The organism is Demequina rhizosphaerae, from assembly GCF_000971255.1.
In the GTDB taxonomy this organism is placed as follows: Bacteria; Actinomycetota; Actinomycetes; order Actinomycetales; family Demequinaceae; genus Demequina; species Demequina rhizosphaerae.
Map to the genome: position 1 here is coordinate 76103 of NZ_BBMC01000010.1, position 15408 is coordinate 91510.

The window sequence follows — 15408 nt, forward strand, 5'->3', positions numbered from 1 at the left end:
CCTATGGCGTCTCAGATGGTCGAGATCGATCCGTGGGAGGTGGCGGTCACGACGCTCGACCCCGCGCGGATCCGCTTCGTCGAGAGCCTCATGTCGCTCGGCAACGGGCACATGGGCGCGCGGGGCAACTTCGAGGAGGGCTACGGGGGAGACAGCCACCTCGGCACCTACATCGCGGGCGTGTGGTTCCCCGACCGCACCCGGGTGGGCTGGTGGAAGAACGGCTACCCGGAGTACTTCGGCAAGGTCGTCAACGCGGTCGACATCGGCGCGATCAGGATCCGTGCCGGCGGCGAGCCGGTCGACCTCTTCGCAGTCCCGTCCTCGGACTTCCGGTTCGCGCTCGACCTGCGTCGCGGCTGCCTCACGCGCACCTACCGATGCGAGGCCGGGGGGCTCGCGCTGCGCGTGCGCTTCGACCGCTTCCTCAGCATCGTCACCCCCGAGCTGTCGTTCCAGCGGGTCGAGATCGAGGTCGAGGAGGGCGAGGGGACGCTCGAGATCACGCCCCTGCTCGACGGCGACGTGCACAACCTCGACGCGAACTACGCGGAGACGTTCTGGGAGCCCGAGCCGGGCGTCGAGCGCCGTCCCGGCATGCTCGTCATGACCACGCGGCCCAACCCGTTCGGGACGCCGCGCTTCACGGTCACCGCGGCGATGGATACCCGTGCCGAGGGCCTCGAGCCCACGGACGCCTGGGACGATGCGCTGTCGACCGGCCGCACGTTCGCCGCGACGGTCGCGCCCGGCGACCGCGTCGCGCTCGACAAGGCGGTCGCGGTGGTCACCTCCCGCGACCACGAGCCGCGCGCGCACCCGGCCGTCGCGTCGGCGCTGCTGGACGCCGCATCGTCCCGCCCGCACGGGGCCCATCGCGAGGACCAGGCGGCGGCCTGGTCCGCCCGCTGGGAGCAGGCGGACGTGGTCATCGAGGGCGACCCTCCCGCGCAGCAGGGCATCCGCTTCAACATCTTCCAGCTGCTGTCCACGTACTACGGCGAGGACGAGCGCCTCAACATCGGCCCCAAGGGCTTCACGGGGGAGAAGTACGGCGGCGCCACGTACTGGGACACCGAGGCGTTCCTGGTCCCCATGTACATGTCGATCGCGGAACCGGACGTGACGCTCGCGCTGCTGCACTACCGCCATCGCCAGCTCCCGCAGGCCCGGCACAACGCCCGCCAGCAGGGGCTTCCGGGCGCGCTCTACCCGATGGTCACGTTCGACGGGGTCGAGTGCCACAACGAGTGGGAGATCACCTTCGAGGAGATCCACCGTAACGGCGCCATCGCGCACGCGATCCGCTACTACACCGACTACACGGGCGACCGCTCCTACCTCGAGGCCGAGGGCGTCGAGGTGCTCGCGGAGATCGCGCGGTTCTGGGCGGGCCGCGTGCACTGGTCCGCGCGCGCCGACCGCTACATGATCCACGGCGTCACCGGGCCGAACGAGTACGAGAACAACATCAACAACAACTGGTACACGAACTACCTGGCCCGATGGGTGCTGAGCTACACGGACGAGGTGCTCGCCGGCCTTCCCGGGCGCGCGGCCGAGCTCGGCGTCGACGACGCCGAGCGTGAGCGGTGGCGCGACATCGTGGCGAGGATGTACCTGCCGCACGACGACGAGCTGGGCGTCAACGTCCAGCACGACGGGTTCCTCGACAAGGCGCTCGCGCCGGTGTCCGCGCTGGGCGAGGACGACCTGCCGCTCAACCAGAGGTGGTCATGGGACCGCATCCTGCGCTCGCCGTACATCAAGCAGGCGGACGTGCTGCAGGGCATGTACACGTTCACCGAGGACTTCACGATGGAGGAGATCCGCCGCAACTTCGCGTTCTACGAGCCGATGACCGTCCACGAGTCGTCGCTGTCGGCATCGATCCACTCCGTGCTCGCCGCGGCGATCGGCATGCCGGAGAAGGCCGTCGAGCTCTACAGCCGCACCGCGCGGCTGGACCTCGACAACTACAACAACGACACCGAGGACGGCCTGCACATCACGTCGATGAGCGGGGCCTGGCTCGCGATCGTGCAGGGCTTCGGCGGCATGCGCGGGCTCGGGGAGAGGCTGCGGTTCGCGCCGTTCTGTCCCGAGGACTGGCAGGGCTACAGCTTCATGATCCGCTACCGCGGGCGGCTGCTGCGGGTCGCGGTCGGCCCCTCGTCCACCGAGTTCACACTCGTCGAGGGGGAGCCGCTCGAGATCCTCGTGGGGGACGGCCCCGTGACGGTCGAGCAGGGCGCCCCGGCGTCCGTCGCGAACCGGGCGTGACGCCCGGTTCGGTCCGGCCGGGTCAGAGCTCGCGGACGCCGACCTCGGCGGCGATGCGGCCCCGGCGGTCGCCCGACAGGTCGTCGCCCGCGGCGGGGTGGCCCACGCCCAGGATGACCTCCGAGCGCCACCCCGCGGGCATGAGCGAGGCGTCGAGCGCGGCCTTGTCGAAGCCGCCGTACGGGCGCAGGGCGAGGCCCTCGGCGCGCAGCGCGACGATGAGGTAGCCGAGCTGGAGCATCGCGCCCGAGTGGGCGAGCCCCGCGCGCATCCCGGGGTTGGACTCGAAGCGCTCGTGGAAGCCGGCCATGCCCGGGGCGATGTGCTCGTGGTGGTCGTGGAAGCGGTCGTCGTGCGCGGCCACGAGCAGCAGCGGCGCCCGCTCGAGCTTGGGGCGGTTGCCGGGCATCGCGGACTCGATGACGGCCGCGCGGGCGGCCTCCGAGCGGGCCGCGACGAGGCGCAGGGGCTGCGTGTTCATGCTCGACGGGCCGAACTTCGCAAGGTCCCACGCCCGGGTCACCAGCGCCGGGTCCACCGGGCGGTCGTCGAACGCGATCGCGGAGCGCGCGGAGGTGAACAGCGCGGCGCGGGCGGCGTCGTCGAGGGCGAACGGGGCAAGGGTCGACTCGGGGAAGTTCGGGGTTGTCATGTCAACCATGATGCGCCCTCGAGGCGGGTGCCCGCGACGGGCCGAGGTCCCGGCCGTGCACGACGAGCGATCGTCGCCGCCGAGGACCGCGTCCGCGCGCCTCCACAGCCCCTTGGCGGCGCGGTGATACCGAGTCATACTCGAGGTCATGAAGACGGCGATCTCCCTTCCCGACCCGGTGTTCGAGGCGGTGACGACGCGTGCGGCCGCGCTCGGCATGAGCCGCTCGGAGTTCCTCTCGGTGGCGGCGCAGCGGTATCTCCGCGAGCTCGACGAGGTGGCGCTCACCGGGCGCATCGACAGCGTGCTCGAGCGGATCGCGAGCGCCGAGGACGAGTCCACCGCGCTCGCGCTCGACGCCGGGCGGACGCTGCTCGAGCGCGAGGACCGGTGATGCCGGCGCTCGCGCGCGGGATGGTGCGCTGGGTGGACCTGGGTGCCCCGGAGGGGAGCGCGCCCGCGCGCCGCAGGCCGGTCCTCGTCGTGCAGGACGATGCGTACAACCGGTCGAGGCTGCGCACGGTCGCCGTGCTCGCGATCACGGACAACACCGCGCTCGCGGACCTTCCCGGCAACGTGTTCCTGCCCGCGGGCACGGCCGGGCTGGCGAAGGACTCCTGCGTGAACGTGACCGCCATCGCGACCGTCGACCGCGGCGCGCTCGGCGCCGAGACGGGTCTGCTCCCCGCTCATCTCATGGAGGAGGTCGACCTCGGGCTCCGCACGTTCCTCTCGCTCTGATCGCGCGCGGCGGACGCCCGACTACAGTTGACCCGTGGCACTGGTACTGGGACTCGAGAGCACTTGCGACGAGACGGGCGTCGCGCTCGTGGAGGACGGCGAGCTGCTCGCCGACGTCGTCGCATCGTCGATGGACGAGCACGCGCGCTTCGGCGGCATCGTCCCGGAGGTCGCCTCGCGCGCCCACCTCGAGGCGGTCCTGCCCACGCTCGACGAGGCGCTGAGCCGCGCCGGGCGCACGCTGTCCGACGTCGACGCCGTCGCCGTCGCCTCGGGCCCCGGCCTCGTCGGCTCGCTCACCGTCGGCGTCTCCGCCGCCAAGGCGCTGTCCCTCGGCCTCGGCCGCCCGCTCTACGGCGTCAACCACGTGATCGGCCACGCGGCCGTCGACCAGCTGGTCCATGGCCGGTTCCCGGACCGCACCATGGCCCTCGTGGTCTCGGGCGGCCACACGTCGCTGCTCATGGTCGACGACATCGCCACGCGCGTCACCGAGCTCGGCCACACGCTGGACGATGCGGCGGGCGAGGCCTTCGACAAGGTCGGCCGTCTGCTCGGCCTGCCCTACCCGGGCGGCCCGCACGTCGACCGGCTCGCGCGCGAGGGCGACCCCGAGGCGATCCCGTTCCCCCGCGGGCTGTCGCGTCCCAAGGACATGGTGAACCACGCGTACGACTTCTCGTTCTCCGGTCTCAAGACCGCGGTCGCGCGGTGGGTCGAGGCGCGCCGCGCCTCCGGCCAGGAGGTCCCCGTCGAGGACGTGTGCGCGAGCTTCGCGGCGGCCGTCGCCGACGTGCTCGTGACCAAGACCCTCAACGCGTGCCGCGAGCACGACGTCGAGACGCTCGTCATCGGCGGCGGCTTCTCCGCGAACAGCCAGTTGCGCGAGCTCGCCCAGGCGCGCGGCGAGGCCGCCGGCATCGACGTCCGCATCCCGCCGCTCCGGTACTGCACCGACAACGGCGCGATGATCGCCGCGCTTGGCTCCGCGGTCGTCGAGGCGGGCGTGAAGCCCAGCACGCTCGGCATCGGCGTCGACTCCTCGATGCCGCTGTCGACCATCACCGTCTGATGCGTCGGAGGGCGGCCGCCGCGCTGCTCGCCGCGGCGACCATGCTGACGGCGTGCACCGCCGGCGACCCCGCGCCGTCGTCGACGCCGACCCCGCCGGCGCCCGTGCCCACGGCGACCGCGACCTCCCCGGCGCCCGCCGCATCGTCCAGCCCGACGCCGACCGTCGAGACCCTCGCCTGGGGCCCGACCGTCGCCGACTGGGACGACGCGCTCGCGACCGCGCGCGACCTGCCGCTGCGGCGCGCGGCGGGCCAGGTGATCGTCGCGGACCTCTACTCGTCGGACCCGGCGGCCGCGGCCGCGCTCGTGCGCGAGCACCACCTGGGCGGCGTGATCCTCATGGGCGGCGCCGCGCCCTCCGCCGAGGCGGTCGCCGCCCTCACCTCGCGCGTCCAGGGCGCCGACGACCGCGGCTGGCCCGTCTGGGTGTCGGCCGACGAGGAGGGCGGCGTGGTCTCGCGGCTCTCCGGGGCGGTGCCCAGCCTGCCCGCGTTCATGGCGGCGGGCGCCGCGACGGACGATGCGGCGGTCACCGAGGCGTACCGGTCCTCCGCGGCGGACATGCGCGCGCTGGGCGTCAACGTCGACTACGCGCCCGTCGCGGACGTCACCCTCGGCCCGGCCGATCCGATCATCCGCACCCGCAGCGCCGGCGCCGACCCCGACGACGTCGCCGCGACGGTGAGCGCCGCGGTCGAGGGCTTCGTCGACGGCGGCGTCGTGCCCGTGATCAAGCACTTCCCGGGGCACGGGTCCGTGACCGTCGACTCGCACGCCGGGCTGCCGGTGCAGGAGCGCGCGGTGAAGCGGCTGGCCCGCACGGACATGGTGCCGTTCGCGCGCGCGATCGAGGAGGGTGCGCCCGTCGTGATGCTCGGCCACATCGCGGTGCCGGAGTGGGGCGACGACCCGGCGACGCTCGAGCCCGAGGCGTACGCGTACCTGCGCGAGGAGCTCGGCTTCACGGGCGTCGCGATCACCGACGCGCTCAACATGGCCGCGGTCGCGGACGGCCGCTCGCAGGGACAGGTCGCGGTCCGCGCGCTGCGCGCGGGCGCTGACGTGCTGCTCATGCCCGGCGACGTCGGCGGCGTCGTCGACGCGGTCGTCGCGGCGGTCAGGGACGGCCGCCTCTCGCGCGACCGGCTCGACGAGGCCGCGGCCCGGTCCATCCTGCTGATGCGCTGGACGGACGGGCTCGGCGGCGAGGCGCCGTCGACCGCGTACGGACGCGTCTTCGCGGCAGCCGGCACGACCGTGGCCGCCGAGGACTGCTCGCGCCCCCTCGTGCGGCGCCGGGCCACCGTCGTCGGGGGCCCGGACGGTGCGGTGCGGGCCCTCGAGCGCGCGCTCGCGTCGCGCGGGATCGAGGTGGGCGATGGCGGCACGTCGATCGCGCTGCTGTCCTCGGGCGCGTACCGGGCGACGGCCGACGTCGTGGTATCGCTCGGCGACCCGTGGGGCCTGTTCGACTCGCGGGCGGACGCGTACGCCGCCACCTACGGCGACTCGGCCGCGGCGATCCGCGGGCTCGCGGACGTGCTTGTGGGCGATGCGGAGCCCGGCGGCGACTGGCCCGTCGAGCTCGCGGGCGCCCGGCCCGCCTGCGCGGCCTGACCCGCCGCCCCGCCTGCGCGGCCTACGCGGGCTCGAGGGCGCCGCGGGCCGCCTCGCGGATGGCGCCGGCGACCGTGTCCAGCGCGGCCGACTGGACCCGCCACTGCTGCCAGTACAGGGCCATGTCCTCGACCGGGCCGCCCAGGTCGACCAGCTCCAGCCCCTCGCGCTGGGCCGCGGGCAGCAGCCCCCAACCCATCCCCAGGGCGATCGCCCTGGCGAACTCGGGCGACGACGGGACGCGGTGCCGCGGCGGGCGGTCCGGATCCGCGCCCCTCGCCTCGAGCCACCGGGTCTGGATGGTGTCGCGCCGATCGAAGTCGACCACCGGTGCCGACGCGAGGGCCTCGGGGGAGACGCCCTCGCCGAACCAGCGCGCCGCGAAGGCGGGGGCCGCGACCGCGCGGTAGCGCATGCGCCCCAGCCGGGTCACGGAGCACCCCGGGACCGCGGCGGCCCGCGTGGTGACCGCGCCCACCACCTCGCCGCGCTGCAGCAGGTCCGCGGTGTACTGCTCGTCCTCCCGATGGAGATGCACCGTGGTGCCCAGGTCGGGCAGCACCGCCGCGAGCGGCTCGAGCAGCCACGTCGCGAGCGAGTCCGCGTTCACCGCGATGCGCAGCGGCGCGGGCCGGTCGTCGGCGATCCCCAGGGCGGCCGCGGCCTCGGCCTCGAGGAGCGCGACCTGGCGGGCGTAGCGGACCACGGCCTCGCCGGCCGGGGTCGCCCGCACCGGTCGGGAGCGCACCAGCAGCACCTGCCCGGTCAGCCGCTCGAGCGTCGCCATCCGCTGGCTCACAGCGGACTGCGTGACGTGCAGGGCCCTCGCGGCGGCGTCGAGCGACCCCTCGTCGACGACGGCAGCCAGCGTCTGCGCGAGGTCGGCGGGGATCTTCATATGAGCAACGCTAATGTAGTATTCACAATTGTTAGTGGTGCTGTGGATAACCGGACCCTACCGTGTCGCCATGACCTACCTCGCCGGGCTCGGCCTCGCCTTCTCGCTCATCGTCGCGATCGGCGCGCAGAACGTGTTCGTGCTGCGCCAGGGGCTCCGGCGCGAGCACGTGGGGATCGTCGTCCTCATCTGCGCGGCATCGGACGCGGTGCTGGTCGCGGCCGGGGTGGCGGGCATGGGCGCGGCGGTCGGGAGCTTGCCGTGGCTCGTCGCCGCCGCGCGCTGGGCGGGGGCCGCGTTCCTGCTCGGCTACGCGGTGCTCGCGGCGCGGCGCGCGCTGCGTCCGGAGGGGGAGCGCCTCGAGGTGGACGATGCGCGAGTCGTGGTCCCCGCGCAGGTCGCGGCGGCCTCCGGCGCCCCTCGCGCGGCCGAGGACGCCGCATCGTCCCCGGCGGTCCCCGCATCGTCCGGGCGTGTGGCGGTCGCGCAGTCGGGGCGCGCCGTCGCCGCCGCCTGCCTCGCGCTCACCTGGCTCAACCCCCACGTCTACCTCGACACCGTGGTGCTGATGGGCACCGTCGGGTCGACGCACGAGGCGCGGTGGCTGTTCGCTGCGGGCGCGGCGACGGCGAGCGCCGTGTGGTTCACGGCGTTGGGCTACGGGGCGCGGCTGCTCTCGGGCGTGCTCGCGCGGCCCGGGGCGTGGCGCGTGCTCGACGGCGCGATCGCGCTCGTCATGGCGGCGCTGGCCGTCACGCTCGCGGCCGGCGCATAGGCGCCGCGCCCGCACGTCGAGCGCGTGGGTGCGGCGGGCCCGCCTAGCGGAGAGTCGGTCCGACGAGCTCCGCCATGCGGCGGATCGTCGGCGCGGCATGCGAGAAGAACCGGAAGTACCCCGGGCACAGGTGGTTGAGGCCGGGCTCGCCGTCGGCGGTCGTGTCGAAGCGGTCCTTGGGGCAGCCGCCGTGGCAGGCCCACCGCACCGGGCACTCGCGGCACTGCGACGGCAGGCTCGTGAGCTTCGCCTTGCCGAACTCGCGCTGCTCGGGCGACTGCAGGATCGACTGCAGCGACCGCTCGGCGACGTTGCCTCGCGAGAAGCCGGGCTCGACGTAGTGGTCGCACGCGTACACGTCGCCGGTGTGCTCGACCGCGAGCGCGCCGCCGCACTCGGGTGCGTGCACGCACATCGAGTACTGCCCGAGCGCGTTGCCCAGCATGACGTCGAAGTGCTGGACGAACATCATGCCGACGTCGTGCGCGGCCCACTCGTCGAAGATCGCCGCGAGGAACTCGCCCCAGGCTGCGGGATCGACGCTGCGGCTCGTCACGGCGTCGCCCTCCTGCCGGTAGAGGATGCGCGTGCCGTTGCCGTCCTTCCATCCCTGCTCGGCGATGGGGAGCTGCTCCCGGGTCACGCGCTCCACGATCGGGATGAACTGGAGGTGGCGGGCGCCGAGCTCGTCGCGGAAGTATCGGTAGACCTCGAGCCCGTGATCCTGGTTGGCGGCGTGCACGGTGCACAGGATGTTGTAGTCGACGCCGTGGCGCTTGAGCACCTCGTGCCCGCGCATCACCTGCGCGTGCGTCGCGCGGCCGGCCTTGTTGACGCGGTAGGCGTCGTGGAGGTGGGCCGGGCCATCGACGCTGAGGCCGATGAGGAAGCCGTTGACCGCGAGGAACTCGCCCCACGCATCGTCCAGCAGCGTGCCGTTGGTCTGCAGGGTGTGCCGGACCGTCTGCTGGGGGCGGCGCAGCTGCTCCGCGAGCTCGACCGCGCGCCGGAAGAACGGGATCCCGCGCATCGTGGGCTCGCCGCCCTGCCATGCGATCTCGACCTCGCCGTCCGGCTGCGAGCGCAGCAGGTTCGCGAGGTAGGACTCGAGGCCGGCCTCGGACATGCGCTGGCCGTCGCTGTCGTACAGCAGCTCCTTGGATAGGAAGAAGCAGTACGTGCAGTCGAGGTTGCACGCCGCGCCGGTCGGCTTGGCCAGGACCGTGAACGGCAGCCTGCGGCGTCCGCCCGCGGTGAGCGGGTCGAGGCCGGGCACGGCGACGACGACGGGGCGGGGGGAATCCGGTGAATCAGACATACGGTGACAATTCTACGGGGGCGGCGGTGGGGCGAGGCGGGACCGGAGGCCGGGGAAGCACGATGCGGCCGCCCACGTCGCCGTGGACGGCCGCATCGCTCACGCTCGGGTCAGGAGACCCAGCCGCGGAGGTTCTCCTCCATCTCGGCGTTCTTGCGCTCGAGCTCGGCGGCGAGACGCGCGCCGATCTCGGGGTTGCTGTCGAGGATGTCGTACGACTCGCTCGGGTCCGCCTCGAGGTCGAAGAGCCAGGGACCCTTCACGTGCGCACCGATGGTGAACACGTCGCCGCTCATCGTGTAGAGGTACGGCGTGCGCGCGTGGTACTTGTACCGGCCGTCGCTGACCGCCATCAGCTCGCTGCCGGCGTAGTAGTAGTAGAACTCGCTGACCTCGTCGCTCTCCCCCGCGATGAGCGGGGCCATGCTCGAGCCGTCGATCGCGCGGTCGGTGGGCAGCGGGATGTCGATCCAGTCCAGCAGCGTCGGCATGAGGTCGGTGCCCATGGTCATGGTGTCGATCGTCTGGCCGCCCTCGACGCCGTCGGGCCAGTGGACGATGAACGGCACGAGCTGGCCACCCTCGTAGACCATGCCCTTGCGGCCGCGGTGGTCGCCCGCGTCGCCCTGGAACCACGGACCGTTGTCGCTGGTCACCACGACGATGGTGTTGTCGAGCTGGCCGGTGGCCTCGAGCTCGTCGACGATGCGGCCGATGCCGTCGTCCAGCCCCTCGACCACGTCGCCGTACAGGCCGGCGTCGGAGCGGCCCTCGTTCTCCTCCGCCGCGAACAGGGGCTCGTGCGGGAAGTTGTGGGCGAAGTACAGGAAGAACGGGTCGTCGCTCTCCGCCGCCTCGGCCACGAAGTCGACCGCGGCATCCGTGTAGAAGGCATCGAGCTCGGTCTGGTCGACGGTCTCGAGCAGCACCTCCTCGTCCTGGTAGATCGAGAAGGGCGCCATGTCGTTCGAGTACAGCGAGCCGAGGAACGAGTCGAAGCCGAAGTCGTTCGGCTTCGAGCCCTCGGTGTCGCCGATGTGCCACTTGCCGATCATGCCCGTGTCATAGCCCGACGCCTGCAGGACGTCGGGGATGGTGATCTCGGCCTGCGTGAGCCCGTGGGCGTCCGCCGTGAGGTTCATGAGGTTCATCGCGCCGGAGCTGGGGAACAGCACCTCGGGCACGCCGGCGCGGGGCGCGAGGCGACCGGTGAGCATCGCGGCACGCGAGGGCGTGCACACGGCCGACGGCGAGTGGTAGTTCGTCAGCACCGCGCCGTCCTCGGCGAGCGCGTCGAGGTTCGGGGTCTTGATGGGCGTGTCGCCCATGAAGCCGAGGTCCTCGTAGCCGAGGTCGTCGTAGTAGACGAGAAGCACGTTGGGGGCCTCGCCCGACGAGGTGGTGCCGGCGAGCGCGTCCAGGTACTCGTCCTTGGACGCCTCGTGCTCGGGCGAGTTGTCGGGGCTGCTCGTCAGCGCCTTGAACCCGACGTAGCCGCCGCCGGCGATCACGGCGGCGCCGGGCAGCGCGAGCGTGAGGCCGGTCGCCTTGAGGACCTTCTTGCCGCGGCCGCGCTTGCGGCGCGGCTCGACGACCGTCTCCTCCGGCGCGGACGTCTCGGCGGGCGCGTCCGGCGTGGTGTCCCGGGGCTCCGGGGACTCGGGGGGCAGTTCTGATGACATCGTTGTCCTCCTTGTGGCGTGGCCTCGACCGTGGTCCGCGCCGTGCGTCCCGCCGTCTCGCCTCGCTGTTCGATGCGTGCGTATCGCCTGCGCCGCCGCGACGGCCCGGCTGGCGGGACCGCGGGGGCGCAAGCAACGGCGACCATCCTAGATGAATATCCACCGACTGGTGGACATTCCTGGAACGGGGCCGTCGCGCTCGTCGCCGCGGTGGTGGTGACCGCGCTCGCGGCGGGCGCGCGGGCGGGCCGGGTGCCTAGGCTGTCCGCATGGCACGGCTCACGGAGGCTCAGGTGGAGGAGACGCGTCGCCGCGTCGAGGCGGGGGAGCGGCGCGACGACGTCGCGGCCGCGGTCGGGATCTCGCGATCGAGCGTCGACTCGATCATGACGGGGCGCCGCGGCGGGCCCTCGCGGCGGGCGGGCGCTCTCGACGCGGACGCGAAGGCGCGCATCGTCGCGCTCGCGGACGCCGGCATGTCGCAGACCGCGATCGCGCGCGAGGTCGGCACGAGCCAGCAGATGGTGAGCAAGACGCTCAAGGCCGCCCGCGAGGGCCAGGGTTAGACCGGCTCCACCAGCAGGGCCGTGTGGCGGCCCTCGAGCCGCGTGAGGACGAGCGTGGCCCGCTGCGGTCCGCGCAGCTTGAGCCGCGGCCGCAGCTGCTCGGGGGTGAGGTCGACGCCGCGCTTCTTGATGTCGACGGTGCCCACGTCGCGCGCCCGCAGCTCGCGCGCGAGCACCTTGACGTCCAGCGGGAGGCGCTCGAGCACGCGGTACGCGCGGGCGAAGGGCGTCGCGACGGCCGCGTCCGCGGTGAGGTACGCGATCGACGGGTCGACGAGGTGCGCGCCGAGCTCGTCCGCGAGCACGCCCACGAGCCCCGCGCGGATGACGGCGCCGTCGGGCTCGAGCAGCCACCCGCCCAGCGGTCCGGCGGGCGCACGGTCGGTCGGTCCCGCGATCTCGTGGCGGTCCTCGCCGCGGATCACCAGCGCGCTGTGGCCGGTCCGGCGCGCGGCCGCGCCGGCCCACAGCCCGACCTCGACGACGTCGCCGTCGACGCTCACCCATTGGGCCTCGAAGCCCGCGGGCACGGCCTCGTGCGGCAGTCCCGGCCCGGCCTTCACCCCCAGCGCGCGATAGCGCGGGGCCAGGTCGAGCACCGCGTCGAGCGGAGGCGAGTAGTCGGACGGGTCGTGGCGCCGGCCGCGGGCGTTGCGGCGCGCGGGGTCCGCGAACACGCCGTCGACGTCCGCCTCGCCGAGCAGCGCGAGGGAGTCGCCGTGGACCACGTGGGCGTCGGGCCAGGGGGACAGGTTGTGGGTGGCGAGGATCGCGGTGGCCTCGTCGGCCTCGAACGCCACCACCCCGAGCCCGCGCGCGGCGACCGCCATCGCGTCGGCGCCGAGCCCGGCGGTAAGGTCCGCGACGGCGCGGCATCCGGCCGCCGCGAAGCGTTCCGCATGCAGCGCCGACACGACCGCGCGCGACGCCTGCTCGAGGCCCGCGCGGTGGAAGGCCATCGCGTCGGCGGCGGGCCCCAGCCGCGGTCGCGCCTCGCGGCGCAGCTCCGCGAGCGACATCGCGGCGGCGACCAGCGCCGGCTCGTGGCCGTCGCGCCGGAGCCGGCTTGCGACGGCCAGCGCGTCCCGCGGCGACGTGTCGGCCAGCGACGCCGCGAGCTCGAGGCAGGCGGGGCTCACCGTGAGGCGCGCGGTGGCGGGGTCCATGCCCGGATCCTTTCACGCGCCGCGAACAGCGGCCCTCTCGTTAGCACTCTCCTGTCGCGAGTGCTAGATTGATTCCGCTCGCAAGAGCAAGGATCCCTGGGACCGACCCCCGCGACGGCGGTCCCGCAGATCCGCACCCCGAACTTCGAGAACGGAAGGTGAGGTCCGCAGTGTCGGTCTCCATCAAGCCCCTGGAGGACAAGGTCGTCGTCAAGGCCGCCGCGGCCGAGACCACGACGGCGTCCGGCCTCGTGATCCCTGACACCGCCAAGGAGAAGCCCCAGGAGGGCGAGGTCGTGGCGGTCGGCCCGGGTCGCATCGACGACAACGGCAACCGTGTCCCGCTCGACGTCAACGTCGGCGACAAGGTCATCTACAGCAAGTACGGCGGCACCGAGGTCAAGTACGCCGGCGAGGAGTACCTCATCCTCTCGGCGCGCGACCTGCTCGCCATCGTCGGCTAAGCAGCCGCGAGACGCGACGGGCCCCGGGGCGACAGCCCCGGGGCCCGTCCGCGTTCCCGGGCGAGGCCGCGCCCGTCCCCAGCCGTTCCCGGCCGGGTTCACGTGCGCCGGCATCGCGCATCGTCCCCGTGGACGATGCGCGGCCGTGGGCCCGGCTAGCTCGCCTTCTTGAGGCGGCCGGCGAGGATGGCGTGACGCTCGTCCTCGCTCAGCCCGCCCCAGACCCCGAAGGGCTCGCGCGCCTGGAGCGAGCGCTCCCGGCACGTGTCGAGCACGGGGCATCCGGAGCAGAACTCCTTGGCCGCCTCCGCCCGGCGACGTCGCGCAGCGCCGCGCTCGCCCTCCGGGTGGAAGAACAGGTCCGGGTCGGCGGCCCGGCACGCGCCTTCGTATTGCCACTCCCACTGATCCTGAGTCGGTGCGGGCAGTTTCGCCGCGGCCTCCATCACGCCCCCTCATGGGTTCGTTCGCCGGCCTGCCCCCAGATGGCCCCATTGCCACCCAAGCCGAACATCGGTGCTGGTCAAACGCTCCCTTCGGGCTTGTGGCCCTCCGGTCGCCGCTCCCTCACTGACATTCATAACACCGTGTCACGGCGATGGGAAGGGGCGATTTGCCTGGTTTCTCCCGTGGGTCCGACAGCCTAGAATGTGCCAATGGTTCCGCTCGAGAACGATCCCTTCGCCTTCACCGGTCTCACCTACGACGACGTGCTCCTCCTCCCGGGCGAGTCGGACGTCATCCCGTCCGAGGTCGACACCACCACCCGGCTGACCAAGGGCATCTCCGTGGCCGTGCCGCTGCTGTCCGCGGCGATGGACACCGTCACCGAGGCGCGCCTCGCGATCGCGCTCGCCCGCCTCGGCGGCATCGGCGTCCTGCACCGCAACCTCTCCATCGAGGACCAGGCCCACCAGGTCGAGATCGTCAAGCGCTCCGAGTCGGGCATGATCACCGATCCCGTCACCGTGGGCCCCGACGCGACCCTCGCCGAGCTCGACGCGCTGTGCGCGAAGTACCGCGTCTCCGGCCTCCCCGTGGTGGACGGCGACAACCGCCTCGTGGGCATCATCACGAACCGCGACCTCCGCTTCGTCAACACGAGCGAGTTCGCGACGCGCCTGGTCAAGGACCAGATGACCCCGATGCCGCTCATCACGGCGCGCGAGGGCGTCTCCAACGCCGAGGCCGCCGAGCTGCTCGCGAAGCACCGCGTCGAGAAGCTCCCGCTCGTCGACGACTCCGGCCGACTCACGGGCCTCATCACCGTCAAGGACTTCGTCAAGACCGAGAAGTACCCGCTGGCGTCGAAGGACGACGAGGGCCGCCTCCGCGTGGCCGCCGCGGTCGGCTTCTACGGCGACGCGTGGGAGCGCGCGACCGCGCTCGTCGAGGCCGACGTCGACGCGCTCGTCGTCGACACCGCGCACGGTCACGCGCGCAAGATGATCGAGATGATCCAGCGCCTCAAGTCCGACCCCGCGACGCGTCACGTCCAGGTGATCGGCGGCAACGTCGCGACCCGCGAGGGCGCGCAGGCGCTCGTCGACGCGGGCGTCGACGCCGTCAAGGTCGGCGTCGGTCCGGGCTCGATCTGCACCACCCGCGTCGTCGCCGGCGTGGGTGTGCCCCAGATCACCGCCGTCCATGAGGCGTGGAAGGCGGCGCACCCGTCCGGCGTGCCCGTCATCGCCGACGGCGGCCTCCAGTACTCGGGTGACATCGCCAAGGCCATGGTGGCCGGCGCATCGTCCGTCATGCTCGGCTCGCTCTTCGCGGGCTGCGCCGAGACGCCCGGCGACCTCGTGCTCGTCAACGGCAAGCAGTTCAAGAGCTACCGCGGCATGGGCTCGATGGGCGCGATGGCGTCCCGCGGCCGCGTCTCGTACTCGAAGGACCGCTACTTCCAGGCCGACGCCCCGAGCGACGACGACCTCATCCCCGAGGGCATCGAGGGTCGCGTGCCCTACAAGGGCCCGCTGTCGTCGGTGGTCCGCCAGCTCGTCGGCGGCCTCGGCCAGTCGATGTTCTACGTGGGCGCCCGCTCGATCCCCGAGCTCCAGGCCAAGGGCAAGTTCGTGCGGATCACGCCGGCGGGGCTCAAGGAGTCGCACCCGCACGACGTGCAGATCACCGTCGAGGCGCCCAACTACGCCGGTCGCAACTAGGCGC

Annotated in this window: 15 protein-coding genes; 9 read left to right on the forward strand and 6 right to left on the reverse strand. The window is 73.0% G+C overall.

Annotation, left to right across the window (positions count from 1 at the left end):
- Positions 1–15: 15 nt before the first annotated feature.
- Entirely contained in the window at positions 16–2283 is a 2268-nt protein-coding gene (locus AOM07_RS13135) for a family 65 glycosyl hydrolase domain-containing protein (protein WP_228374462.1), read from the forward strand.
- A gap of 22 nt (positions 2284–2305) precedes the next feature.
- On the opposite strand, the gene AOM07_RS13140 is transcribed toward AOM07_RS13135, so the two are convergent.
- Positions 2306–2935, reverse strand: coding sequence for a malonic semialdehyde reductase (locus tag AOM07_RS13140; protein ID WP_062314540.1), 630 nt, complete (start codon positions 2933–2935; stop codon positions 2306–2308).
- Positions 2936–3083: 148 nt separating this feature from the next.
- On the opposite strand from AOM07_RS13140, the gene AOM07_RS13145 reads away from it, so the two are divergent.
- From AOM07_RS13145 to AOM07_RS13160, 4 genes are read left to right on the forward strand one after another with little or no spacing between them, the layout of a single operon-like run.
- Positions 3084–3329, forward strand: coding sequence for a ribbon-helix-helix protein, CopG family (locus AOM07_RS13145; RefSeq protein ID WP_062314542.1), 246 nt, complete (start codon positions 3084–3086; stop codon positions 3327–3329).
- Entirely contained in the window at positions 3329–3676 is a 348-nt protein-coding gene (locus tag AOM07_RS13150) for a type II toxin-antitoxin system PemK/MazF family toxin (protein WP_062314545.1), read from the forward strand. Before AOM07_RS13145 ends, AOM07_RS13150 begins: the two co-directional genes overlap by 1 nt.
- 34 nt (positions 3677–3710) lie before the next feature.
- Positions 3711–4748, forward strand: coding sequence for a tRNA (adenosine(37)-N6)-threonylcarbamoyltransferase complex transferase subunit TsaD (gene tsaD / locus AOM07_RS13155; RefSeq protein ID WP_062314548.1), 1038 nt, complete (start codon positions 3711–3713; stop codon positions 4746–4748).
- A complete protein-coding gene (locus AOM07_RS13160; protein WP_062314550.1) occupies positions 4748–6367 on the forward strand; it encodes a glycoside hydrolase family 3 N-terminal domain-containing protein in 1620 nt (539 codons plus the stop codon). Before tsaD ends, AOM07_RS13160 begins: the two co-directional genes overlap by 1 nt.
- Before the next feature lie 22 nt (positions 6368–6389).
- Here AOM07_RS13160 and AOM07_RS13165 read toward each other — a convergent pair whose 3' ends face one another.
- Entirely contained in the window at positions 6390–7265 is an 876-nt protein-coding gene (locus AOM07_RS13165) for an ArgP/LysG family DNA-binding transcriptional regulator (RefSeq protein WP_062314552.1), read from the reverse strand.
- Positions 7266–7335: 70 nt separating this feature from the next.
- Between AOM07_RS13165 and AOM07_RS13170 the strand changes: the two genes are divergently transcribed.
- Entirely contained in the window at positions 7336–8040 is a 705-nt protein-coding gene (locus AOM07_RS13170; protein WP_062314555.1) for a LysE/ArgO family amino acid transporter, read from the forward strand.
- Between the two features lie 43 nt (positions 8041–8083).
- On the opposite strand, the gene AOM07_RS13175 is transcribed toward AOM07_RS13170, so the two are convergent.
- Both AOM07_RS13175 and AOM07_RS13180 read right to left on the reverse strand, forming a co-directional pair.
- Positions 8084–9358 carry an anaerobic sulfatase maturase gene (locus tag AOM07_RS13175; RefSeq protein ID WP_084830316.1) on the reverse strand — a complete coding sequence of 425 codons (1275 nt, stop codon included), beginning with the start codon at positions 9356–9358 and terminating at the stop codon, positions 8084–8086.
- A 110-nt stretch (positions 9359–9468) separates the two neighbouring features.
- Complete coding sequence (locus AOM07_RS13180) at positions 9469–11040, reverse strand: sulfatase family protein (protein ID WP_062314557.1); 1572 nt, start codon at positions 11038–11040, stop codon at positions 9469–9471.
- 269 nt (positions 11041–11309) lie between these two features.
- On the opposite strand from AOM07_RS13180, the gene AOM07_RS13185 reads away from it, so the two are divergent.
- Positions 11310–11606 (forward strand): helix-turn-helix domain-containing protein, encoded by a 297-nt coding sequence (locus tag AOM07_RS13185; protein WP_084830317.1) that lies wholly within the window; start codon positions 11310–11312, stop codon positions 11604–11606.
- Here AOM07_RS13185 and AOM07_RS13190 read toward each other — a convergent pair.
- Positions 11603–12772, reverse strand: a complete 1170-nt coding sequence (locus tag AOM07_RS13190) for a THUMP-like domain-containing protein (protein ID WP_062314561.1) — start codon at positions 12770–12772, stop codon at positions 11603–11605. The genes AOM07_RS13185 and AOM07_RS13190 overlap by 4 nt on opposite strands.
- A gap of 170 nt (positions 12773–12942) precedes the next feature.
- Here AOM07_RS13190 and groES point away from each other — a divergent pair, with 170 nt between their 5' ends.
- On the forward strand, positions 12943–13236 hold the full coding sequence (groES, locus tag AOM07_RS13195; RefSeq protein WP_062314564.1) for a co-chaperone GroES: 294 nt from the start codon (positions 12943–12945) through the stop codon (positions 13234–13236).
- 155 nt (positions 13237–13391) lie between these two features.
- Here the strand turns inward: groES and AOM07_RS13200 are convergent, their stop codons facing one another.
- The gene (locus tag AOM07_RS13200; RefSeq protein ID WP_062314605.1) at positions 13392–13682 is read right to left on the reverse strand and encodes a WhiB family transcriptional regulator; all 291 of its coding nucleotides are present in this window, start codon (positions 13680–13682) and stop codon (positions 13392–13394) included.
- 210 nt (positions 13683–13892) lie between these two features.
- Between AOM07_RS13200 and guaB the strand changes: the two genes are divergently transcribed.
- Complete coding sequence (guaB, locus tag AOM07_RS13205; protein WP_062314566.1) at positions 13893–15404, forward strand: IMP dehydrogenase; 1512 nt, start codon at positions 13893–13895, stop codon at positions 15402–15404.
- The last annotated feature ends 4 nt before the right edge of the window (positions 15405–15408 follow it).

Bases quoted from the DNA above. Each gene is read 5' to 3' on its own strand.
- AOM07_RS13135 (WP_228374462.1), top strand. From the start codon at position 16: ATGGTCGAGATCGATCCGTGGGAGGTGGCGGTCACGACGCTCGACCCC.
- AOM07_RS13140 (WP_062314540.1), bottom strand. From the start codon at position 2,935: ATGACAACCCCGAACTTCCCCGAGTCGACCCTTGCCCCGTTCGCCCTC.
- AOM07_RS13160 (WP_062314550.1), top strand. From the start codon at position 4,748: ATGCGTCGGAGGGCGGCCGCCGCGCTGCTCGCCGCGGCGACCATGCTG.
- AOM07_RS13200 (WP_062314605.1), bottom strand. From the start codon at position 13,682: ATGGAGGCCGCGGCGAAACTGCCCGCACCGACTCAGGATCAGTGGGAG.
- AOM07_RS13190 (WP_062314561.1), bottom strand. From the start codon at position 12,772: ATGGACCCCGCCACCGCGCGCCTCACGGTGAGCCCCGCCTGCCTCGAG.
- AOM07_RS13150 (WP_062314545.1), top strand. From the start codon at position 3,329: ATGCCGGCGCTCGCGCGCGGGATGGTGCGCTGGGTGGACCTGGGTGCC.
- AOM07_RS13165 (WP_062314552.1), bottom strand. From the start codon at position 7,265: ATGAAGATCCCCGCCGACCTCGCGCAGACGCTGGCTGCCGTCGTCGAC.
- AOM07_RS13170 (WP_062314555.1), top strand. From the start codon at position 7,336: ATGACCTACCTCGCCGGGCTCGGCCTCGCCTTCTCGCTCATCGTCGCG.
- AOM07_RS13185 (WP_084830317.1), top strand. From the start codon at position 11,310: ATGGCACGGCTCACGGAGGCTCAGGTGGAGGAGACGCGTCGCCGCGTC.
- AOM07_RS13145 (WP_062314542.1), top strand. From the start codon at position 3,084: ATGAAGACGGCGATCTCCCTTCCCGACCCGGTGTTCGAGGCGGTGACG.
- AOM07_RS13180 (WP_062314557.1), bottom strand. From the start codon at position 11,040: ATGTCATCAGAACTGCCCCCCGAGTCCCCGGAGCCCCGGGACACCACG.
- AOM07_RS13175 (WP_084830316.1), bottom strand. From the start codon at position 9,358: ATGTCTGATTCACCGGATTCCCCCCGCCCCGTCGTCGTCGCCGTGCCC.
- guaB (WP_062314566.1), top strand. From the start codon at position 13,893: ATGGTTCCGCTCGAGAACGATCCCTTCGCCTTCACCGGTCTCACCTAC.